Below are 22,422 nucleotides of genomic sequence, written 5' to 3' on the forward strand. Positions count from 1 at the left end.
TGCGCCTGTGCCCGGCCCGCATCCGTGACCCGGCGGCGGCCGGTACGTCGCGACTGCGCGTACCGGTCGCCGCCGGGTGACTCGTGTCAGGGCCGGAGCATGTCAGGGCTGGAGAGGAAGGGTGGCGCAGTTGGAGGTGACCGGCTTGGCGTTGAGCCGGTCGGTCAGCCAGGAGATCGCGTCGCCCTGGTCCACGAGCAGTGGTGTGAAGTGGTTGATCAGGGACCGGCCGAGACCGGGCAGGATCACGGGCTTGTAGGTGACGTCGGCGCCCTTGGCGCACCATGCGACGGCGAGGGCGCGCGCCTGTGCGTGCGGTACCAGGTCGTCGGCGGTGCCGGTCGCCACCCGGACCGGAGACGCCGGCTCGAGGGTGCCGATGCGCTGGTCGGCCAGGAACGCCTTGAGGGCCGGCTCGGCCTGGACGATCTCGCTGAGTGAGCGCCCGTCCGTGGTCCAGTCGGTGCTGCTGGCCGAGTTGTAGGAGAGGAGGGCGTCGCCGACGCACATCGTCGACAGGTCCTTGAGCGCGGCGCGGCCGGCCGTGTTCAGGTGTGATTCGGCGATCGGTACGAGAGCCGGATCGGACTCCAGGAAGCCGTTCACCGACCAGCCCAGCGCGCCGGCCAGGTCGCTGCCGTCGATGGCCTTGGTGACGGCGGCCAGGTCGGCCGGCGGCGCCCCGCTGTAGGTCCCGGCGAGGGTGACGTCGGGGGCGTACGAAGGCTGGAGTTCGGCGGCGGCGGCCGTGGCCCCGCCGCCCTGGCTGTAACCGAACAGGGCCACCCGGGAGCCGGACGTCAGTGACGTGGCGTCGAGGGAACGGACGGCGCGGACGGCGTCCAGGACGGCGTGTGCCTCGTCGATCCGGTTGACGTAGGTGTGCAGCCGGTCGGTCGCGCCCAGCCCGGTGTAGTCCGTGACCACGACGGCGATGCCCCGGGCGAGGAGACGGTAGATCGCCAGGTCCTCGTAACCGACCGACAGCGTCTGGCCGTTGACGACGAGCGGGTGTTCGAGGCCGAGGGAGGCGGCGCACTGGTCGCCCTGGCCCATCGTGCCGGGTGCCACGACGACCAGAGGCCGTGGGCCGGTGCCCGTCCAGCGGGCCGTCGGTTCGATGTACGCGCCGGTGACGGCCATGGGCCGGCCGGCCGAGTCCGTGGACTTGTACATCAGGCGGGTCGCCGTGCCGGGCAGTGGTCCGTCGATGCCCGGCAGGCTCAGCGCCAGCGGGAGCGGTTCGGAGCGGATCAGGGCTCCGTCGGCCGCCGGAAGGGCGGCGGGCGGGTTGTAGAACGTGGGGATGGTGACGCCGCGCGAGACCACGGCGTCCGACTGCGTGGTCGCGTCGGCGGGTACGGCGGTGACGCCCAGGCAGGCGGCAGCGGTGACGGCTGCGGCCAGCAGGCGGGTGGGGGCGGGCATGGCGGACCTCCGGTGAGGGGGAGGCCGAGCCTTCGTCTGCGGCTCGGGTGGCGGACGGCCCGGTGGGGTGCGGGCCGTGACGACCGAGCGGCACGGGGTCCCGGTCGTCCACCGTTGCCCCGTACCGCTCTTAGACGAACTGTCAGGACCGTAGCGAGAGCTGGGTTACCTCGGGTAGCGGTCGGCAGGTTACGTTTCAGTAATATGACTGCCGAGTAGCAAGTTCGAAGCCGCCCTCCTGTCGATCACTCGCGTCACAACAAGCGGCATTAATAGGCCCATTAGCGGCAATCTCTGACAAAACAAGAACGCGGGGTCGCCTGTCGCTAGCGTCCCGAGCCATGAACACCGACCGCACGCGCGGCGCGCAGCTCGGCGACCACGACTCCCGTGACGACGCCTTCGTGCCACCCCAGCCCGGCACCCACCACTCCTCGACGCAGACGGCGACCGCGAGCGGCAGCGCCAGGATCACGCAGAAGAACACCCAGATGAAGTTCTCGATCCCGGTGATCGGGCCCCTGCTCAGCATGGCGTTCGCCCATCCGCTGATCGCCGGGCTCACCGCCGTGGCGGTCGTCGGGGGAGGAGGCGCCGCGGTCACGGCGGCCCTGCCCGACGCGACGTCCTCGCCCTCGACCGCGCTGGTGCGCGGCTTCGTCATGGAGCAGTCGGACGGTCAGAAAGCCCCCACGGGGTACGACTTCACGTCCACGCCGCCCGTGGTCGCCGACGCCGGCACGGACGCTCTCTACGTCCAGGGCGGCTTTCTGATGTCCACCAACGGCAGGCTGGCATCATGGGGTTCGTCCGGGGTGCCCACGGCGGAGGGCTGCCGCAAGGCCGTCTCCGAGGACCCGGTGCGCAAGACGTCCGTCTCCGTCGGCTACGCGATGTGCTACCTCGACCGCAACGGCGATCCCGGCTACATCACCGTCACCGCCTCCGACACCGCCTCCGTCACCGTCGACACCGCTCACCTGGGCTGATCCGAACGCTGTCAACAGGCCCGTGGCGCCCGTGTGGTTGACTACGCTCGTGCTGAACGAGTCGGTCTTCCGCACCACGGACCTGCCGGTGAGCGACCGGTTCGAGGCGTGGGCGGAGCGCATGGGCCGGACCCACGCGCCCATGCGGCTCAGCAGCGATCGACACGCGGACTACCGCGGCTCCCAACGCGTGATAGCCCTGGGCGAGGTCGTCGTGTGGCCGGCCACCTTCGACCAACTGGTATTCCGCCGTACGCCGAGACTCATCCGCGAGTCCGACCCCGAGACGTACCACCTGTCCCTTCTGCTGAAGGGCGAGGGAGCGGCCGACTGGGGCAGGCAGCAGGCGGCCTACCGGATGAACGACTTCCACATCAACTCCTCCTCGCGGTCGTGGGAGGTGCTCACCGGCTCCGAGCCCGTCACCGTCCTCGGCGTCGAGGTCCCGCGTGCTCTGGTGGCCGTGCCAGGGCACCGGGCGGATCAGGTGCTGGGGAGCCTCCTGTCGGGCCGCGAGGGGATCGGCGCGCTGCTCTCGCAGTTCCTCCGCCAACTGGTCGCCGACACCTCCTCGTACCAGCCCTCGGACGCACCGCGGCTCGGCACGGTCGTCGCCGACCTGGTCACGGCCCTCTTCGCACACACCGTGGACGCCGACCTCCGCCTCCCGCCGGAGACCCGCGACCGCACCCTCGTCCTCCACGTCAAGACGTTCATCCACCGGCACCTGGGCGACCCGGATCTGACCCCCGCCGGGATCGCCGCCGCGCACCACGTCTCCCGCAGCTATCTGTACCGCGTCTTCCAGGCCGAAGGCCTCACCGTGGCCTCCTACATCCGCGACCAGCGGCTGGAGCACGCCCGCCGCGATCTCGCCGACCCCCGGCTGCGCGCCCTGCCCATCCGGGCCGTCGCCGCCCGCTGGGGCTACCCACGGGCCGCCGAGTTCACCCGGGCGTTCCGCACCGCCTACGGTCTCCCGCCGAGTGAACTGCGCGAACAGGCGCTGACCGAGGCGTAGGACGGGCTGCTTTCGGGTTTCCTGCGGCTGACTCGGCCGCTTCGACCGCCCCTTGACTTCCCCCGGTACCACCGGTGGACGCTCCGCCAAGCAGATGTGGACCGTCCGCCAACGACATGCCACCCACCCCGCCCGCATCATGGTGATCACCGCGGCGCACCGCCGCGACAACGGGGGCCGTGCCAGGACGACGGGGGAGTCCTGGCACGGCACGGACCCGCCCGCCCACGCGCATCGCTCACGGACGGCTCGCGGACGGCTCGCGGGCGGCCCGCGGATGGGCCACGGGCGGCTCGCGGATGGGCCACGGATGATCGAGTGGTGACGGTCCGGCCACGGGCGTACCGTCAAACGGTGGACCCGACAGCGGACAGCTCCGTCCACTGGCCTCTCCCCAGGGCCCGCTCCCCAGCGGGCGACACGTCATGAGCAGCCTCCCGCAGCCGACCTCAGCACCCCGGACCACCGCCCGACAGGGCGGCGGGGGCAACGCGATGGCGCTGCTGGTGATCGCCTCGTGCCAGCTGATGGTGGTCCTGGACATCACCATCGTGAACATCGCGCTGCCGGACATCCAGCGCTCCCTGGACTTCTCCACCACCAGCCTGGCCTGGGTGGTCAACGCCTACACCCTCACCTTCGGCGGCCTGCTGCTGCTCGGCGGCCGGGTCGGCGACATCCTCGGCAGACGGCGGGTGTTCATCTTCGGAGTGCTGCTCTTCGTCCTCGCCTCCCTGCTCGGCGGACTCGCCCAGAACGAGGCCCAACTCCTCGCCGCGCGCGCCCTTCAGGGCGTCGGCGGCGCCATCGCGTCCCCGACCGCCCTGTCCCTGGTCAGCACGACGTTCCAGGAAGGACCCGAGCGCAACCGGGCGTTCGGGGTCTTCGCCGCGGTCTCGGCGGGCGGTGGCGCGATCGGCCTGCTCGCGGGCGGCATCCTCGTCGAGTGGCTGAACTGGCGATGGGTGCTGTTCGTCAACGTTCCCATCGGGCTGCTCATCGCCCTCGCCACGCCCCGCTTCATCAAGGAATCCGAGCGCCACCCCGGCCACTTCGACATCGCCGGCGCGCTGACGTCCACCGTGGGCATGGTGTTGCTGGTGTACGGGTTCATCAGAGCCGCGCAGGAGGGGTGGCGGGACACGCTCACGATCGCCTCGTTCGTCGCGGCCGTCGTCGTCCTCGCGGTGTTCATCCTGGTCGAGCGGCGCTCCCGGCAGCCCATCACACCGCTGCACATGTTCGCCGACCGCAACAGAGCGGGCACCTACGGCATCATGTTGTGCCTCGCCGCCGCGATCTTCGGCATGTTCTTCTTCCTCACGCTCTTCGTGCAGAACGTGCTGGGCTTCAGCCCGCTCGCGGCCGGGTTCGCCTTCCTGCCGGTCAGCGCGGTCATCGCGGTCGGCGCCGGCCTCGCCTCGCGGTTCCTGCCCACGTACGGTCCCAAGCCGTTCATGGTGGTGGGCGCGATCCTCGCGGCCGGAGGCCTCTCCTGGCTGACCCTGACCGACGTCCACTCCACGTACGCGGGCAGCGTCCTCGGTCCGATGCTCGTCTTCAGCCTGGGCATGGGCATGGAGTTCGTCTCGCTCACGCTGATGGCGCTCTCGAACGTGTCCCCACTGGAGACCGGCGCGGCCTCCGGACTCCTCAACGCCACCCAGCAGGTGGGCGGTTCGCTCGGCCTGTCCATCCTGGTCACCATGTACGGCACCGCCAGCCGCAACGAGGCGGAGAAGCAGATCCCCGACTTCCTGGCCCAGGCGACCCCGGCCGAACGCCTGGACTTCCGGCGCACCGGCCAACTCCCCGCGCCCTGGTCCGACGAGGTCCTCACGGCCGGCGTCTCGGCCGCCTTCGTCATGGCGGCGATCTTCACGGTCCTCGCCGCCCTGATCGCGATCATCGTGATCCAGGTCCGTCCCTCGGACCTGGAACGTCTCAAGGGCGGCACGGTCCCTGGCGGCGGCTGAGACGTGACTCACCGGCAGGCGCGGTGAGAGTGACGGGACATGAGGGTCGTCTGGTCAGCGATGCGTGCGGTGGGCGGTCGGCGCCCCGCCTCGTGCCGTTCGCGGTCGAAGGTCGTGGTCCGAGCGGGCCGACTGCCGGTTAGGGTCCGCACATGGGGCATCGAGACGTGGGAATTCTGCATCCGGGAGCCATGGGCGCCCGCGTGGCGGCGCAGGCGGTGACGGCGGGAGCCGCGGTCTGGTGGCTGCCGCAAGGGCGTTCGGAGGCGAGTCGGGACCGGGCCGTCGAGCACGGACTGCGGTCCGCCGCCGGCGTCCAGGAACTGGCCGAGACCTGTGAGGTCGTGCTGAGCGTCTGTCCTCCCGCCGCCGCGCTCGACGTCGCCGGACAGGTGGCCGCGGCCGGCTTCCGGGGCGTCTACGTGGATGCCAACGCGGTGAGTCCCGAGCGGATGGCCGAGATCACCGGCGTGTTCGCGGACAGCGCCGTGACCGTGGTGGACGGAGGGATCACCGGACCGCCCCCGCGCGAGACGGGCCGGACCCGGCTCTATCTCTCGGGCGACGACACGGCCGTGGCAAGGGTCTCGGCCCTGTTCGACGGCACCGTGCTCACCCCGGTCACCCTGGCGGGGCCGATCGGGCGGGCGTCGGCGCTCAAGCTGGCCTTCGCCGCGTACAACAAGATCTCGTACGCCCTTGCCGCCCAGGCCTGCGCCCTGGCCGACGGTCACGGGGTTCTGGACGACCTGCTCGACCTGGCGCGACAGATGCTGCCGGACACCCCGCTGGCCGGAACGGAACACCTGGCCGCCGCCGGGCCGCGGGCCTGGCGCTGGGAGCCGGAGATGCGCGAGATCGCCCAGGCCTGCCGGGGAGTGGGCGTACCGCCCGACTTCGCCGAGGCGGCCGCGGAGACGTTCGCCCGGTGGGAAGCGCACAAGGACGACCCGGCCGTGACCGGTGAGCGGTTGATCGCCGATCTCGTTCAGGGGACTTCGCCGTCCATGTCGCGCGACCGGACGGGTTTGCCGTCGCGGTGAGCGGCAACGCGATGTCCATGAGTGAACCGAACAGGAAGACGAATGAACAGTCCGCGGCCGAGCGGGTGACCGCGTCCAAGGCGCGGCGCACGGCGGACAAGGCGACCGCTCCGGCGGCCCGCGCCGCGAAGAGCGCCGCGACGAAGACGGACGACGCCGCGTCGGCCGCCAGGGCCGGAGTCCAGCGCTCGGCCGAGGCGACGACCGGTGCCGTGCAGAGCGCGGCGCACAGTGCCTCACGCGGTGTCGAGGCGGGCCGTCAGGCGATCGTCGCGACGTCGGGCCAGGTCGCCGCGACCGCCAAGACGGCCTGGACGGTCATCGCGCACCGGAAGCTGATCGCCGCCGGTGTCGGCGCCGGCCTCTCCGCGCTGACCGCGGCCTCGTACGCCGTGGGCCGTCGCTCCGGTCGCCACCCGCAAGGCCCTCTCACCCGGCTCACCGGCGGTCGGATCTGACCCTTTCAGGTCGCGGTCAGGAGATCGGCCCCCGGCGGGTTCCCGCCGGGGGCCGGGTCGTGCCCGGCCCGATCGCGCCCAGGTCGTCCGCGGCGGAGGCCCCGCGGCGGGAGGCGTTGCATTCCAGGCGCGACGGTGCGACCTTCGATGTGAGGCGCGCCACTTTCCGGGCGTTTCGGGTGGGGCATAGGCGATCGTGACCGGAATGGACGCTCGTTTCCTTGGCATCGCTGATCTGGTCGAAGTTCCGTCCGTGGCGGTCGTGGTGGATGTCATGCGTGCTTTCACGGTGGCTGCCTGGGCCTTTGCCCGCGGGGCGGAAAAGATCGTTCTCGCCGAGTCGCTGGACGAAGCCCTGGCGCTCAAGGCCCGCCACCCGGATTGGGTGGCGCTCAAGGACGGTCCGCCCGCGCCCGGGTTCGACGCCGTCAACTCCCCGGGCCTGCTGCGGTCTGCCGACCTCGGCGGACGTACCGTTGTACAGAAGACCACGGCCGGGACGGTCGGCGCCCTGGCGGTCAAGGACGCGTCGCTGGTGCTCTGCGCCGGTTTCGTGGTGGCGCAGGCAACGGTTCAGCTCCTGCGGACACGCAGGAGTGACACCGTCACGTTCGTCGTCACCGGCGAAGACGGCCAGGCCGATGAGGATCTGGCGTGTGCTCAGTACATCGCACGCAGGGTCACCGAGGGCGGGACGGGCGCCGCTGAGTTCCTCCGCCGCGCTGCCGAGTCGCGCGCCGCCGCCGAACTGGCGCAGGGGATGCGTCAAGGAGTCCATCCTGACGACGTCGCGCTCTGCCTCGAGCTCGACCGGTTCCCCTTCGCCATGGTGGCGGCCTCGGAAGGCTCACTCATGGTCCTGCGCCCACACACCATGCCTTCGCCGGCCGGCGATGCCCCGATCTGACGACCCGGAACGCCGAGCCGTCCCGGCAGCGCGCCGTCTCCGTCCTGGAAGAACCACTCCTTCGCCCGCCCGTCCAGGCACGAGTCGTCCACGGTGACCGGGCCGAGGGGTGTGGTCCGACGCGTGCGGATCCGCACCCGACCGCGCCGCGGTCGTCACCGTCTCGGTCCCGCGACGGCGTAGGCCGCGGTGCCGGTGACCGCGAGGACCAGGGCCGTCCAGGTGCCCGCTGCCGTGCCGGGCGGCAGCAGCATCCAGCTCATCACCCGCATCGGGGCACTCGCCGGGGGCGGGGCGAAGAACGCGAACGAGAGCCAGGCGAACGGCGGCGTCCAGGCGTACTGGCCGCCCGAGAGCGCCGCGCCCAGGGCGACCAGTCCCGTCAGGCCCGCGCTGTCCCGCACGACGAACGCGGTGGTGGCCAGGTCCTCACCCATCGCCTGCACGGTCAGCAGCATCATGCCGACGACCGCCCCGCAGAGCAGCACGTGTGCCGCTCTGCGGGGCACCCAGCGGATCGCGGCCGTCCGGTCCAGCGCGAGGTCCTGCCCGCTGAGCCCGACCGAGGCCGCCATCGCCCCCGTGGCGAGGACGAGCACGGGCAGCCGCGGATCACCGGGCCCCCCGCTGCCGTCCCGGGCGAGTGAGCACACCGCCACCGCGCTGATCAGCACCGCGGCGAGCGACGCGGGTACCTGACGCGAGCGCGCGTACAGCGTCAGCCATCTCACCTGGACGCACCACCGCTCAGCGCGTCGAACGCGTCGCCCTTGCAGGAGAACGCGGCCGTGCGCATCGCGTCGATCCGCGAGAGCTGTTCGGCGCGCGGCAGCGCCTCGAGTTCCTTCCACACCGGGCGGGCCTCGGCGTCGACCTCGCGGCGCAGACTCGCCGACAGGGTGCCGGGAAGCGGCCTGAGGTCCCCGAGGACCCAGCCCACCGCGACGGTCTGCGCGAAGTCGTCGTTCCCGAAGCCGCTCCAGCCGACGGGCGAACATCCCGGCACCATGCCCTTGGCGATCAGGGCCCGGGTCAGCTCCTCGCCCTTCGCGGCGGTGATGATGTCGTCGTCGAAGTCGAAGAGCACCGTCTTGCGGGTCCACCGGGGCGTCGAGCCTTCCGGCAGCACGGTGGCGTTCTCCCGGACCGCGACCGGCGCCCGGCTGCCCAGGGCGGCGTGCAGCCGGCGCAGCGCCTCCTTGCCGGGGCCCGCGAGGTCGGCGAGTCGCCCCTGCTGTGTCTTCGTCACGCACACCGGGCCGTCGCACACCGGCTCCGCGGCGGCCTCGTCGACGACGTATATCCGGTGCGGGTCGGAGGGCAGGACGAGCAGGGCGAGCGCCGCGCCCGCCAGGACGGGTGTCAGGGCGATCAGCCGGGCGCGCGGGGTGGCGGCGACCAGCAGCGCGAAGCCGGTCGTGGCCATGGCGAGCAGCCAGATCGTCTGCCCGACGTGCACGGAGGCGGAGAGCGTGAGGAGTGCGCTGCGTGCCTCCTGCACCGCCGGTGACAGCAGGGAGACCCGGTTCGGCTCCGTGCTCGGGACCCCCGTCGCCGTGGTCGTCTCCGTCCGGCCCAACGACATCTGCAGGAGAGCCGTGAACACGAAGGCGCCCATGGCCAGCGCGGGCGGCGTGAGCACGGACGGCAGGGCCCGCCCGGCCCCCATGCCCAGCAAGGCCCCCGCCACCAGAGAGAGTGCCCCCACCAGCGAGATCGGCAGCCATCCGAGGTGCGTGTACTCGGTGTTGGCGACCACCTGGACCCCGCCCACGAGGACGAGGAGAGCAAATGCCGAGGTCAGCGTGACCGCCGTGGGGCCTGCCAGCGCGGCCGCGCGGTGCCGGGCGGGCCGCGGCGTGCTCGTCAGCAGCTCGGACATCTTCGAGCGGTGGTCGCGCAGGCCCTGCAGCGCCCCGAGCCCCACGGCGAGCGGCCACAGGTAGAACAGCAGACCGCGGGTCCGCAGGGCCATGGACGTCCACTGGGCCGTCCACGCCGTGGTCCCCGTCCACCACGATCCGGGAATCAGGTACAGGAACGCCAGCGCCGGCACCAGGACCAGGGCACCGGCCCACAGGGCGACGGAGCGCCTCAACTCGATACGCAGAACGCGGACGTTCACCAAGTTCCCCTTCCCTGCTCGGGGTTGAGCAACAGTGCCGAGTAGCCGCGCTCCAGCGGGCTGTCACCCACGTGCTCGGGGCCGCCCACCGAGGCCAGTTCGTCCGGGGGGCCCTGGAAGACCAGCCGCCCCTCGGCGAAGAGCACCACACTGGTACAGGCGGCGGCGACGTCCTCCACCAGATGCGTCGAGACGACCACACAGGTGTCCGTGCCCAACTCCTGCAGCAGCTCACGGAAGCGGAGCCGCTGCGCCGGGTCCAGACCCACCGTCGGCTCGTCCAGCAGCAGGATGGCCGGGTCGTTCACGATCGCCTGGGCGATGCCGACCCTGCGCACCATGCCGCCCGACAGGGTCTTCATCCTCTCGTCGGCGCGGTCGGCCAGCCCCACCCGCTCCAGGGCCCGCTGCACGGCGGCGGGGATGTCCGCCCTGGGTACCTCCTTCAACCAGGCCATGTACTCGACGAACTCACGCGCCGTGAAGCGCTTGTAGTAGCCGAACTCCTGCGGCAGGTAGCCGATCCGGCGGCGCAGCGCACGATGTTCGCCCCTGCCGCCCGCGGACTCGCCGAGCATCTCCAGGGTGCCCTCGGTGGGGCGCAGTACGGTGGCCAGCGTCCGGATGAGGGTGGTCTTGCCTGCCCCGTTGGGGCCGAGGAGGCCGTGTACACCGGTGCCCAGCGACAGGTCGAGGCCGTTGACGGCCATCCGTCTCCTGCCGACCCTGACCTTCAGTCCGGTCGCCCGGATCTCCCAGGCGTAGGTCGTCGGTGCGATGTCGGCCGCACTCACCGCGGACGTCATGTGGTGTTCCTCTCCGCTCGTCATCGATGGACTCCCAGCACGGAGTACGCGCCTCTGCGGGCGATCACGACACCGATGCCGAGAGCGAGAACCAGCCCCCACGCGGGCAGACCGCCCGTCTGCAGGGCGAAGCTCGTACGGCTGGTGGCCAGGGTCGGCGCCACGACCACGGCGGCCCACACGGCAGCCAGCGCGACGGCGGCGCGGGTCACCCCGACCACACCGCCGAGCGCCAGTGTCGTCGTCGTGAAGGCCAGACACGGCAGCAGCCACTGAGCCACCATCACCCCCGTCACCCATCCGCCCACCAGCAGCGCGGGGACGACCACGGCGAGCACGGACGCGGTGCGTCGCAGCACCAGACAGAGCCCGGCCCTGGGCACCGAGGCAGTCAGTTCGTACGCCGGGTCCAGACCGCGCGACCAGGACGCCGCGACGCCGAGCACCGGCAGAACCGGAGCGAGCAGCAGCACCAGCGACACCTCGCCGTAGCCGGTGTCGGCCAGGTCGAGCAGCAGGGCCAGCAGCGTCACGCCCACGACCATGGCCAGCCACGGCACCATCGTCGGCGTCATCCAGCGCGAGAGCGGCGCCGACCAGCGCCGGCCGCGCGGCATCGTGGCGGTGACCGCCAACCGGGGTTCGAGGCCGGACCATACGGCGTCGACCAGCGCCGCCACGGCGGGCACCTCGGCCTCGACGGTGGCGGACAGCCGGTCACGGCACCCCCGGCACGTCTCCAGATGGGCCTCCACGGCCCACACCTCGTCGGCGGTGAGGTCCGCGCCGCCGCGCCCGTAAGCGTCGATGATCCGCTTCGACGCGTGTTCCCTGCTCATGCCAGCGCCCTCCGCATCGCGATCCTGGCCCGGCGGGCACGGGTCTTCACCGTTCCCTCGGGCAACCCGAGCAGGACCGCGGTCTCCCGGACGGACAGTCCGTCGAGCACCATGGCCTGCAGTACCTGTCTCAACTCCGGCGCGAGGCACCGCAGCGCGTCCCCGACATCGCCGCCGACGGTCGCCGCGAGGGCTTCCTCCTCGGCGGCGGGCGCGGCATCGGGCACAGCGGCGGCCGGCGGCGGCTCCGCGTGGTGGGCCCTGCGCCGGAACGCGTCGACGAGACGGCGCGCCGCGATCGTCCACAGCCAACCGGTGGCCGATCCTCCGGCGGCTGCCCCGGCGAAGGCGCCCGCCGCGCGCCACACCGCCAGATACGTCTCCTGCATGACCTCCGCGACGATCTGCTCGTCCACGCACCGGCGGCGCAGCCGCACCGCCAACCATGGCGACGTACGGCGGTACAGCTCCTCGAACGCGGCACGGTCACCTCTTGCCACCAGCCGGACGAGACGCTCCTCGTCCAGTGCGCGCGGTCCCTTGCTGATTGATCTCACACCGGCTAGACGCCCGAGCCGGACCGCAGGTTTTCCTCCCGACGTGATCCCCGCCACATGCGGAGGAACCCGCGGGCTCCACTCCACCGAAGCGTCACCCGTCGACGCAGCGGCTGTCCCGCCGGTCCGCAGGGGCTCGCAGGCGCCGCACGCGGACTGCCTGACGGGGAGCCCGGCGCCGCTTCCGCGCCGGCCTGCCGTCCCCGAACTCCTTCGGTATCGCCTCCCGTCCTGCGCAACTTCCCCACCGCAAAACAGGCGTCGTCGTCACCCGTCACCCCAGGGCTCACCGAGGACCTCGCCGCGATCGAGCCTCGAAGTCCATCGCGCTCGCCCCCCCACCCCCGTGATGTGCCCACCACCCCGCCGTCACCCCGCGCCATCTCCTCGACTTGATCCGTCCGACATCTTGACCTTGCTCCGAGCCGAGGCTTAGCGTTCCCGCGTTCGAGTCGGATTGAAACGATTCAAAACCAAGAACGATCATCTGGGAGCGCTCATGCGGGAACCGGTCGAGCAGGTCGAGCAGGGCGGCGGAATGTCACGGCGGGCGGTTCTCGCCGCCGGGGCGACGGTGGGCATCGCGGCCGGGATCGTGGCCGCCCTGGGATCCGGGACGGCGGCCGCTGCGGCGCCCTCCGTCACCGGGGAGCCCGGTCCGGCCGCCGACTGGTTCGCCGCTCCCGCCCGTTCGGTGCGGCCCAAGTTCCGCTGGTGGTGGCCGGACGGTCTGGTGAACACCGACGAGATCGCCCGCGAGGTCGACCAGATCGCGGACGCGGGGTTCGGCGGCGCGGAGATCGCCGCCGTCCATCACAGCATCAAGGACAAGTCGGTCCTGGACACCGCGCACCACGGGTGGGGCAGCGGGCCGTGGCGCGACGGCGTGGAGGCCGCGCTGCGCCGGGCGGCGAGACGGGGCCTCACCATCGACCTCACGCTCGGCCCGAGCTGGCCCGTCGCGGTCCCCGGCGTCACCCCGGACGACGACGCGGCCGCCAAGGAACTCGTCCACGGCCGGGCCTCGTTGAGCGCCGGAGCCACCTTCCAGGGGCCGGTGCCGCCACCCGTGCACGCGCCCGCCGCCGGCGTGACCCGGCAGCGACTCCTCGCCGTACAGGCCGCCCGCGTCGAGCCCGCGTACTCCACGCGCAAGGAGACCGGACTCGACCCCTCCAGCGTCCGCGACCTCACCTCCACCGTCGCCGAGGACGGCACCCTGACCTGGACGGCTCCCGACACGGGGGAGTGGACGCTGATCTCCTACTGGACGCGCGGCAGCGGTCAGCAGCCCGAGTCCGGCCCACACTCCGCGCCCGCCGCCTACGTCGTCGACCACCTCGACCCGGCGGGGACCGCGGCCGTCACCGGCTTCTGGGAGCGGCAACTGCTGACCCCGACCGTGCGGAGCCTGCTGAAGGCGGCCGGCGGCGCCTTCTTCGAGGACTCCGTGGAGCTGGAGACGGACGGCCTGACCTGGACTCCTTCCCTGCCGGACGCCTTCGCCGAGCACACCGGCCGGCCCCTGCTGCCCTACCTGCCCGCCCTCGTCCTGAGCGACAGCAACCAGGTGTTCGCCTTCGAGGCGCAGCTGACCCGGCAGATCAGACACGACTTCTGGGAGACCTTCTCGGAACTCTTCAACCGCCACCACGTGCGCGCTCTGCGGGACTGGGCCCATTCCCTCGGCATGACCCTGCGCGCCCAGCCCTACGGACTCCAGACCGACGCGATCGAGTCCGCGGCGATCCTCGACATCCCCGAGGGCGAATCCCTCGGGTTCAAGAACCTCGACGACTTCCGCTGCCTCGCGGGCGGCAGGGACATGGCGGGCCACACGGTGCTGTCCTGCGAGTCCGGCGCCTACAACGGCTCCGCCTACAGCACCACCTGGGACCGCTTCCTGCGCACCATGGGCGGCGCCTACGCGGCGGGCGTCAACCAGACCGTCGTCCACGGGTTCTCCTACGCCACCGCGCCCGGCGTGAGCTGGCCCGGCTTCGCCGCCTTCAGCCCGTACAACGGGGCCTCGGGGTACGGCGAGTCGTGGGGACCCCGGCAGCCCAGCTGGCAGCACGTGGCGGACATCGCCGCCTACCTCGGCCGGGTGCACGGCGTGCTCCAGTCCGGCACCGCCCGCGCCGACGTCGCCGTCTTCCGCCAGACCGGTTACGCCGCCACCGGCATCGGCGCGTCCTGGTTCACCGCGACCGGCATCCCGCTCGGCTGGACCCACCAGTTCCTCAGCGGTCCGCTGCTCGACCTGCCGAACGCCACCGTCTCGGGCGGCCGGCTGGCTCCGAACGGGCCTGCCTACAAGGCCCTGTTCGTCGAGGGCGACTTCTTCTACTCCTCCACCCCCACCCTCGCCACGGCCGACGCCCGCCGCCTGCTGGCGCTGGCCGAGGCCGGCCTGCCGATCGTCCTGCTGGGCGCCTTCGACCAGCCGCTCACCCCGGGGGTCCCCGACGACGGCGAGACCGACCGGCTGCGGGAGCTCCTGACCCGGCTGCTCGCCCTGCCCCACGTCACCCGGGTCACCGACAAGGCCGCCGTGGGCGACGCCCTCGCCGGGCTCGGTGTCACCCCGGACGTACGCCACGCCACCGCCTCCACGCTCTTGAACGCACACCGTGTCACGCGGGACGCCGACTTCTACTACCTCTGCAACGGCAAGCACGCGGAGACGGTCAAACCGCCCGTGGCCGCGATCGACCACCAGGTGACACTGCGGCACACCCGCCGCACACGGGGCGCGACGACGATCCCCTATCTGCTCGATCCCTGGACGGGAGAAGCCACGCGGATCGCCCGTTACACCGAGGACGACGGCGACGTCACCGTGCGGGTCGCCCTCCAGCCCGGCCAGGTGATGATCGTCGCACTGGGACGTCCGGGACTCTTCGGCGACCGGAACGGGGCCAAGCCGCACGTCGTCGACACGGACGCCTCCGAAGTCCTCTTCGACGGGAGCTCGCTGACGGTCCGTTCGGCCGAGGCGGGCACCCGTACGACCCGGCTGTCGTCGGGCCGTACGGTCACCACGGCCATCTTGTCCGTACCCGCCCCCATCACCCCGGGCCGCTGGCAGCTGGACGTCGACGACTGGTACCCCGGATCCTCCCCGACCCGGACCGACCACGTCCACCGCACGCTGACCCTCGACACGCTGCTGCCCTGGTCGCGGATCCCGGAACTGGCCGACTCCGCGGGCATCGGACGCTACCGGACGACGATCGACCTGCCGGCCGGGTGGACCTCCGCGCACGGCGCCCACCTGGAACTCGGCCAGGTCTCCGACACCGCCCGCGTCACCGTCAACGGCACCGTGGCCCCGCCCCTCGACCGTCTCCATCCGGTCGTCGACGTGGGCCCCCTGCTCCGGCGCGGCCACAACGTGATCGAGATCGAGGTGGCGATCCCGCTCGTCAACCGGCTCCGGGTCGCCCAGCCCACGGTCTTCGGAGCCGTCGCCCGACAGGACTTCGGTCTCATGGGACCCGTACGGCTCGTCCCGTACGGGCAGGGCACGATCGGCTGAGCGGACCGGGGGCCGCGGCGCGACACCTTCCGGGCGACGCCTTTCGGACGTGTCCCTGCCGCCGGGACGACCGCGGGCCCGGCCCCCTCACCGACCTTCGTCGCGCCGGCCCCGGCCATCGGCGGACCGCGGGCACGAGGCGGGCGACGCCCCCCGGCTCCAGCAGCACCCGGCTGCGTTCCGGCCGCTGCCCTGGCCGACGCATGGAACGGCCGGTCGCGGTTACTCCGTTGTCATGGCACGCACATCGAAATCCGACCATGACGACACCACGCCGTCGGCGACCGGTCGGGCGGGCAGGTCGGGGCCGGACGAGCAGGTGGAACGGCGCACGCCGGACGGTCCTGGACAGTTGCCGAAGCGCTCCTGGCCGGCCGTGCTCAAAGGCACCCTGCGGGAGTTCAAGGACGACGAACTCACGGACCGGGCCGCGGCACTGACGTACTACGGGGTGCTGTCGATGTTCCCGGCCCTGCTGGTGCTCGTGTCGCTCCTGGGACTGGCGGGGAAGTCGGCCACCGACGAGGTCCTGGACAACCTCCGCAAGGTGGCGCCCGGTTCGGCCCGCGACATCATCAGCGACGCGGTGCAGCAGTTGCAGGGCCGGGGCGGCGTCGGCTCGGTCATGGCGATCGTCGGTCTGGTGCTGGCGGTGTGGTCGGCTTCCGGCTACACGGCGGCCTTCATCCGCTGTGCCAACGCCGTCTACGACATGCCCGAGGGGCGGCCGGTGTGGAAGGTGCTGCCGCTGCGCGTGGGGGTGACGGTGGTGCTTCTGGTGCTCGCGGTCGCCAGCGCGCTGATCGTGGTGTTCACCGGCGGTCTGGCCCGGCAGGCCGGCGCGGCGCTGGGCATCGGGGACACGGCGCTGACCGTGTGGTCCCTCGCGAAGTGGCCGGTGCTGGTGCTCCTGGTCACGATCATGATCGCCCTGCTGTACTGGGCGACGCCGAACGTCCGGGGGCGCGGACTGCGGTGGATCACGCCCGGGAGCGTGCTGGCGTTGGTGATCTGGCTGGTCGCCTCCGCCGGCTTCGCCTTCTACGTGGCCAATTTCGGCTCGTACAACAAGACGTACGGCACGCTCGCCGGTGTCATCGTCTTCCTGGTGTGGCTGTGGATCAGCAACATCGCGATCCTGCTCGGCCTGGAGTTCGACGCCGAGCTGGCCCGGCAGCGGGCCGTGGCCGACGGGCTGCCCGAGGGTGAGGAACCGTACGTCCGGCCCCGGGACACCCGTGCCTGGAGCGAGGACGACCGGCGCGACGCGCAGTGACCGCGCGTTCAGCGCACCGGGAAGCCGAAGGAGTACCCCTGCTGCCGCAGCCACGGCAGGATCTCGCGCAGGGCCGCCACGGTCTGCGAGCGGTCCCCGCCCGCGTCGTGGAAGAGGATCGTCGGGCCGCCCGACACCTCGCTCTTCACGGTGGCGACGATGGCGGCGGCGCCCGGCCGTTCGAAGTCCTTGGTGTCGACGTTCCAGCCCAGCGGCCGCATCCCGCGGGAGGCGGCGAGATCGCGGCTGTAGGGCGTGAAGGCGCCGCCCGGCGCCCGGTAGTACACCGGGCGGACGCCCCCGGAGGCCTCGGTGATCATCCGTTCGGCGTCCAGGATCTGCTGCGACTGGTAGGAGTCGGGCTTGGTGTCCATGGTGGTGTCGTGCGAGACCGTGTGGTCGCACAGCCGGTGGCCGTCCGCCACCACGGCCTTGACCAGGTCCGGGTGGGCCTGGGCCTGCGTGCCGACCATGCAGAAGGTCGCCTTCACGCCGTTCTCCCGCAGCACCTCGAGGACCTGCGGCGTCCAGTCGGGGTCCGGACCGTCGTCGATCGTGATGTTGACGCCACGGGCACCGTGGTCAGAGGCATGGGCGATGTCCACCGACACCCGGGACGGCACGGAACCCGCGGAGGGGTGCGCCGAGGCGCCCGCTCCCGCCTGCCCTGCGTCCACCGGTCCGGCCTGCGCGGTCCATACCGAGGTGACGGCGGCCATGGCCGTCACACCGACCGCCGCCGCGATAACCCGGCCGTACCATCCCCGCCCGCCATGCCGCGCCATGTCTGCCCTGTTCGTGTCGTGTCGGCGGATCCCGTGCCCCGGTGATCCCGTGCAGTTGTCAGGACGGGGAAACGGCCCGGCGGGATCCGCCTGTTACCGAGCACGGACAATTTCGCAGGGGTTCCGGGACGCAAGGACGTCCACGCCCCCAACGGGCGGCTGTGAGCAGCCCGTTGGGGGCGCGCCGGTCACGGCCCCAACGGGACGCACAGCAGGGCGGCGGGGCCCGGTGCGCTGCCGAACCGGGTGGTGAAGGCGATGCCCGCGGCGTACTCGTCGGCGGCGCACTGGCCCTTGTAGTGGCCCTGGGCGAAGTCGCCGCCGGTGTCGGCGGGCCGGTTGTCGGACCGGTCGAACCAGACGGTCCGCCCGGCCCGGCCCAGCGCGGTGCGGGCGGGCACGCACAGGGCGGCCGACACGCGCTCCCCGCGGCGGCTGTAGCCGATGAGGAACTGCCCATCGGGGCACTGGAGTTTGGTGTACCCGCCGGCCCAGTCGCCGCCGGCGGGGACGTGGCGTTCGTCGGTGACGACCGTCTGCGTGCCGTCCGGGGCCCGCAGGTCGCCGCCGGTGGTGTCGGTGCACATACCCCGGCCGCCGGTGTGGCTGAGGCCGATCAGCCGAAGGCCGTCCGGGCAGGCGGCCTTGGAGGCCCCGGGATCCCAGTCCCCGCCGGCCCGTACCCGCCGGGACTGCACCGCGTCGCCGTGGTCGGTGGCGAGCATGCGCCGGACCGGCACCGGCGGGACGGTCCCGGTGCGGGTCGCGGACGTCATCAGGTGGTCCCAGGCGGTGGCGCGCCAGTCGGCCTGGTCGAGGATGCCGAACCGGCGCCCCGACGTGTCGTAGCGCAGCAGCGACCAGTCGTCGTGGCCCTCCCAGCCGACCAGGGGCCAGTACGCGAAGTCGGCGTCGTGGTCGGCGAAGTAGTCGGTGAGGTTGCCGAACCAGGTGCGGGCTGCGACGCCGGTCTCCTGGGCGCCGATGCCGAACTCGCTGATCCACACGGGGGCGGAGTAGTGCTGCCCCTCGGCGGTGACGAAGAAGGCCTGGTCGGTGAGGACCTGGGACAGCTGGTCGCGGGTCAGGTCCTGGTAGCGCGGGTCGTGGGTCTCGCCGATCCCGGTGGCACCGCTGTGCCGGGGGCCGGTGTAGCCGTAGAAGTGGGCGGAGTAGACCAGCTTGTGCGCGTCCAGGAGCGTGTGCGAGAGCGTGCGGACGGGCGTGAGGGTGGGGCGCTCGTGGGGCAGCCCGTCCACGGGCAGCCCGGTCCAGTTGATGCCTTCGACGACGATGAGGAGGTCGGGGTCGGCCTCGGTGAGGATGCGGTCCGCCGCGAGCTGGGCCGCCGCGTACCAGTCGTGGTCGTCGCCGAGGCCCCAGTTGGGGTCGTCCAGGACGTCACGGCGCACCTCGTTGTAGAGGTCCGCGCCCACGACACGGGGGTCGGCGGAGTATCGGCGGGCCATGAAGACCCAGTCGTCCGTCCACTGCCGGGTGGTCCGGCCGCTGTTCCAGCGTTCGTTGCCGTCCAGGCCGCAGCACCAGCGGGTGGTGTTGGTGTGGTTGTTGAGGATGACCGCGAACCCGTCGCCGGTGAGGGCGGCCACGACGGCGTCGAAGATCTGCAGGGGTGTGCTGCCGCGCAGTCGCGGGTTGGCCGCGACCGCGGTGTCCGGCACCGGGGTCGTCGTGCGGATCATCTCGTTGGAGAACGGCAGCCGGATGCTGTTGATGCCGAGCCGGTGGAAGTCGGCGAGCAGCTCGGACAGCGGGGCGCGGTCCAGGCCGAGGGGTATGCCGGAGGAGTCCTGGCCGGCGTGGTGGTTCGCGGGATCGGCGGTGCTGCCGCTTCCCGACCACGACCCCTGGGCACCGTCCCAGTTGGCGGACTTCAGGCGGAAGCGGCGCCCCTGCGCGTCGACGATGTAGCGGCCCCGGGTGGACAGGGGTGGCTGCCAGTCCTCCGCCGCCGGGGGAGCGGCCTCGGCGGCGGACGCGGCGGCGTCCTCGGCGGCGGCGACCGGGATCGCGGCTGCCGCGGTCGGTGCCGGGGCCAGCAGCGTGAGAACCACGGCTGCTGATGTCAGGTACTTGACAAGTCTGAAGGTCTGCATCCGGTCCTCTGCGGGGCGCGGTGGGGGTGGCGAACGGCGACCGACAGCCTACGAAATCCCGGCCGGGATGTCCCGGGGGCTGCGAGAACACGCGCTCGCGACGGGCGTACCCTCGCCGCGCCCGGCGCCGGCCCCTGGAGGCCGGGCGCCGGGGACGGGCCGGACGGCCGGTGTCACCAGGTGTGCGCGACGTCCACCACGAGGTGGTCGGCCAGGCGCTGCACCCGGAACGGCAGGCGCGCGCGAACGCCGAGCCCGAACTGCGTCACCCCTTCGAAGCTCCCGGCGTACCGGGTGTCCCGGAAGGTGCTGTATCCCGTGAGGTTCACGCCCGGCAGCGGCTGTGCCACCCGGCCCGGATAGGTGGGTGTGCCGGTCTCGGGGTCGTAGGAGGGCGCGTTGACCCGCACCTCCAGGATGGCACCGCCGCCCACGGTGATGGGGCGGCCCGAGCCGTCCTGGTAGAGCCGGTCGACATACGCGACCGAGAAGCCGAGTTCGGCGGCGCCCGCGCCCGGCACGTCGACGACGAACCGGTCGTAACAGTCGTGGCGGCCGGTCCTGACGTTCGTCAGCGGCGTCGCCGTGCCGGCGGAGTAGGTCTTGTCCAGGCTGCCCCAGCCGGTGGGGCAGGCCGTGGCGGCCCGGGTGGCCGTGGCCGGGGCGGCGGTTGCCGGGACCGCGGCCACACCCAGGGTGGCGGCCAGCAGAGCGGCGGTGGCCCAGAGTGTTCTGTTTCGCACCATGATCTCCCCCGAAGGACGTGTGTGGTGATGTGTCGGTTAAAAACAGAGACAACCTGATTGCCCCATAGGTTGCACTGTTTTCCGTCTCGATGTGGCGTCGGTGTGCCCGGCCGCCTCGGGCGGTCGCGCGGGCTCCGGCGGGCCGGGCGCCGGACGCGCGTCACGCGCTCGTTCACACGACTGACGCGCGGGTCGTCGAACTCTCCGGCGGCCGGCGGGCCGGCGACGTGGCGGTGACCGGCGACGAGCGGACGGTCGCCGCCGAGGTGCGCCGCCACCGCGACGCCGGGGCGACGGAGGTGGTGTTCTCGGGCACGGGCGTCGCCGGGGAGGCCGCGCGCCGCCGCACCTGGGCACTCCTCGGAGAACTCGCCGGCTGAGCGCCGTCGCGCCCCGGCTCACCAGCCGGTCAGCAACAGGTGGTTGACCAGCAGGGCCAGGACGGCCTGGGCGGCCAGCCAGGCACGCGGGCGGGTGAGGAACGCGCAGGACGGGAGGAGCCACAGGGCGAAGGGGAGCCAGATGCGTTCCGTCTCGGCCTTGCTCATGCCGGACAGGTCGGCGACGAGCAGGGCGAGCACGGCGGCGGCCACGAGGAGGGCGAGACGGGCGTCCGCGCCGGAGCGGTGCGGACCGCCGGGCCGCGCGGGGCTCTCGCCGCGGTGGTGGCGGAGCGTCGCGCCGGTCCGCCGAAGGCCGGCCGCCGTCGCCAGGCCCGTGATCAGGACCGTGCAGGCGAGATTGGCCCACACCCAGTAGCCGTAGGGGCGGATCCCGCCCGCCCCCTGCCGGTAGCGCGTGACCAGCAGCCGGTACGCCTCCCACCAGTCGAATCCGGCGAGGGTGAACGCCGTCGGCACGACGGCCGCCCCGGCCAGCAGGAGGACGAGCAGTCCGGGGCGCTCCCGGACGCGCCCCCGGCCGAGCAGCAGCACCGCCGCGCCGATCAGCGCGAAGAGCGTGAGGCCGTAGGAGAGGTAGCAGCTCAGGCCGAAGAGCAGGCCTGAGCCCAGCGCCCCGCTCCTGACCCGCCGTCCGGTGACCGCCAGGGCCAGCAGCGCCACGGACCACGCGGCGACCGCGGCGAAGTACGCGTCCGCCGACGTCCCCATCCACACCGCGGCCGGAGCCAGCACCAGGAAGGGCGCCGCCCGCCGCGCGAGCCCCTCGTCGGCAAGCGCCCGCACCGCCACCAGGACGGCCACACAGGCCGTCGCGCCGACGGCGACGCACCAGGTTCCGGCCCAGCCCCCGCCCCGCAGCCCGATCCGGTCGAGCAGGACGAACGTCAGCGTGGCCGCCGGGGGATGACCGGCGACATGCGCGGGCCAGTTGTCGGGGGACTCCAGAAGGATGTGGTGGGTGAAGTCGCGCAGTGCCGCCGGGACGTCGTGGAAGCGGCCGACGACCTGGAGGTACTCGTGGCGGGAGGTGAGCCGGCCGGCGACGCCGCGCTGCCAGCCGTCGATCAGGGCGAGGGAAAGGATCCAGGCCGTGGCGGCGCCCCAGGCCGCAGCGAGCAGGGCCCGCCAGGGCAGGCGGGCGGCCAGGGCGGGACCGTATGCCACGGTCGCGACCGCCAGCACGACGGCCACCGGCGTGCCCGGTCCCAGATGGGGCCCCCAACTTCCAAGCAAGGGAGGCCAGTTGACGCGCAGGGTGTGACGGGTGTGCTGGATGTGGTGGCCGATCAGCACGGCCGCCGTCACGAGCAGGACGGCGGCGCCCACCGCGTACAGGTCGCGGCGGAGGTCGCGGGTGATGCCGCCGGAGCGCCGGACACGCGGCTCGGCGGAGCGCAGGGTGCT

The 22,422-nt window shown here is 72.5% G+C and carries 18 protein-coding genes and 1 pseudogene; 9 read left to right on the top strand and 10 right to left on the bottom strand.

Annotation, left to right across the window (positions count from 1 at the left end):
* Positions 1-102: 102 nt before the first annotated feature.
* Positions 103-1,428, bottom strand: coding sequence for an alpha/beta fold hydrolase (locus QQM72_RS10960; protein WP_314220636.1), 1,326 nt, complete (start codon positions 1,426-1,428; stop codon positions 103-105).
* A gap of 341 nt (positions 1,429-1,769) precedes the next feature.
* Here QQM72_RS10960 and QQM72_RS10965 point away from each other — a divergent pair, with 341 nt between their 5' ends.
* The 6 genes from QQM72_RS10965 to QQM72_RS10990 all read left to right on the top strand — a co-directional run bounded on the left by QQM72_RS10965 (position 1,770) and on the right by QQM72_RS10990 (position 7,822).
* On the top strand, positions 1,770-2,417 hold the full coding sequence (locus QQM72_RS10965; protein ID WP_314220637.1) for a hypothetical protein: 648 nt from the start codon (positions 1,770-1,772) through the stop codon (positions 2,415-2,417).
* A 49-nt stretch (positions 2,418-2,466) separates the two neighbouring features.
* Positions 2,467-3,438, top strand: coding sequence for a helix-turn-helix domain-containing protein (locus QQM72_RS10970; protein ID WP_314220638.1), 972 nt, complete (start codon positions 2,467-2,469; stop codon positions 3,436-3,438).
* A gap of 425 nt (positions 3,439-3,863) precedes the next feature.
* On the top strand, positions 3,864-5,414 hold the full coding sequence (locus QQM72_RS10975) for an MFS transporter (protein ID WP_399076760.1): 1,551 nt from the start codon (positions 3,864-3,866) through the stop codon (positions 5,412-5,414).
* Between the two features lie 152 nt (positions 5,415-5,566).
* Positions 5,567-6,457: a DUF1932 domain-containing protein gene (locus QQM72_RS10980; RefSeq protein ID WP_314220639.1), complete on the top strand. Its 891-nt coding sequence runs from the start codon at positions 5,567-5,569 to the stop codon at positions 6,455-6,457.
* An 11-nt stretch (positions 6,458-6,468) separates the two neighbouring features.
* Positions 6,469-6,915, top strand: a complete 447-nt coding sequence (locus tag QQM72_RS10985) for a hypothetical protein (protein WP_314220640.1) — start codon at positions 6,469-6,471, stop codon at positions 6,913-6,915.
* A gap of 205 nt (positions 6,916-7,120) precedes the next feature.
* Positions 7,121-7,822, top strand: a complete 702-nt coding sequence (locus tag QQM72_RS10990; RefSeq protein WP_314220641.1) for a 2-phosphosulfolactate phosphatase — start codon at positions 7,121-7,123, stop codon at positions 7,820-7,822.
* 155 nt (positions 7,823-7,977) lie between these two features.
* Here QQM72_RS10990 and QQM72_RS10995 read toward each other — a convergent pair whose 3' ends face one another.
* Genes QQM72_RS10995 through QQM72_RS11015 form a run of 5 tightly spaced genes read right to left on the bottom strand, consistent with a single transcriptional unit; the run spans position 7,978 to position 12,149 of the window.
* Positions 7,978-8,553 carry a hypothetical protein gene (locus QQM72_RS10995; RefSeq protein WP_314220642.1) on the bottom strand — a complete coding sequence of 192 codons (576 nt, stop codon included), beginning with the start codon at positions 8,551-8,553 and terminating at the stop codon, positions 7,978-7,980.
* Positions 8,550-9,947, bottom strand: coding sequence for a hypothetical protein (locus QQM72_RS11000; protein ID WP_314220643.1), 1,398 nt, complete (start codon positions 9,945-9,947; stop codon positions 8,550-8,552). The genes QQM72_RS10995 and QQM72_RS11000 overlap by 4 nt, the downstream gene beginning before the upstream one ends.
* A complete protein-coding gene (locus QQM72_RS11005; RefSeq protein ID WP_314220644.1) occupies positions 9,944-10,777 on the bottom strand; it encodes an ABC transporter ATP-binding protein in 834 nt (277 codons plus the stop codon). The genes QQM72_RS11000 and QQM72_RS11005 overlap by 4 nt, the downstream gene beginning before the upstream one ends.
* On the bottom strand, positions 10,774-11,592 hold the full coding sequence (locus tag QQM72_RS11010; protein WP_314220645.1) for a zf-HC2 domain-containing protein: 819 nt from the start codon (positions 11,590-11,592) through the stop codon (positions 10,774-10,776). Before QQM72_RS11010 ends, QQM72_RS11005 begins: the two co-directional genes overlap by 4 nt.
* Entirely contained in the window at positions 11,589-12,149 is a 561-nt protein-coding gene (locus QQM72_RS11015) for an RNA polymerase sigma factor (RefSeq protein ID WP_314220646.1), read from the bottom strand. The genes QQM72_RS11010 and QQM72_RS11015 overlap by 4 nt, the downstream gene beginning before the upstream one ends.
* Positions 12,150-12,648: 499 nt before the next feature.
* Between QQM72_RS11015 and QQM72_RS11020 the strand changes: the two genes are divergently transcribed.
* Positions 12,649-15,690: a glycosyl hydrolase gene (locus tag QQM72_RS11020; RefSeq protein ID WP_314220647.1), complete on the top strand. Its 3,042-nt coding sequence runs from the start codon at positions 12,649-12,651 to the stop codon at positions 15,688-15,690.
* 235 nt (positions 15,691-15,925) lie between these two features.
* Positions 15,926-16,966, top strand: coding sequence for a YihY/virulence factor BrkB family protein (locus tag QQM72_RS11025; RefSeq protein WP_314220648.1), 1,041 nt, complete (start codon positions 15,926-15,928; stop codon positions 16,964-16,966).
* Between the two features lie 8 nt (positions 16,967-16,974).
* Here the strand turns inward: QQM72_RS11025 and QQM72_RS11030 are convergent, their stop codons facing one another.
* From QQM72_RS11030 to QQM72_RS11040, 3 genes are all read right to left on the bottom strand, one after another.
* Positions 16,975-17,751, bottom strand: coding sequence for a polysaccharide deacetylase family protein (locus tag QQM72_RS11030; protein WP_314220649.1), 777 nt, complete (start codon positions 17,749-17,751; stop codon positions 16,975-16,977).
* A gap of 188 nt (positions 17,752-17,939) precedes the next feature.
* Complete coding sequence (locus QQM72_RS11035; RefSeq protein WP_314220650.1) at positions 17,940-19,868, bottom strand: glycoside hydrolase family 5 protein; 1,929 nt, start codon at positions 19,866-19,868, stop codon at positions 17,940-17,942.
* Positions 19,869-20,041: 173 nt separating this feature from the next.
* Entirely contained in the window at positions 20,042-20,614 is a 573-nt protein-coding gene (locus QQM72_RS11040) for an AMIN-like domain-containing (lipo)protein (RefSeq protein ID WP_314220651.1), read from the bottom strand.
* Positions 20,615-20,799: 185 nt separating this feature from the next.
* Between QQM72_RS11040 and QQM72_RS11045 the strand changes: the two are divergent.
* Positions 20,800-20,994, top strand: a pseudogene (locus tag QQM72_RS11045) (LLM class F420-dependent oxidoreductase); the annotation flags it as partial.
* A gap of 18 nt (positions 20,995-21,012) precedes the next feature.
* Here the strand turns inward: QQM72_RS11045 and QQM72_RS11050 are convergent.
* Entirely contained in the window at positions 21,013-22,377 is a 1,365-nt protein-coding gene (locus QQM72_RS11050) for a hypothetical protein (protein ID WP_314220810.1), read from the bottom strand.
* Positions 22,378-22,422: the final 45 nt, after the last annotated feature.

Source organism: Streptomyces zaehneri (assembly GCF_032248645.1).
In the GTDB taxonomy this organism is placed as follows: domain Bacteria; phylum Actinomycetota; class Actinomycetes; order Streptomycetales; family Streptomycetaceae; genus Streptomyces; species Streptomyces coriariae.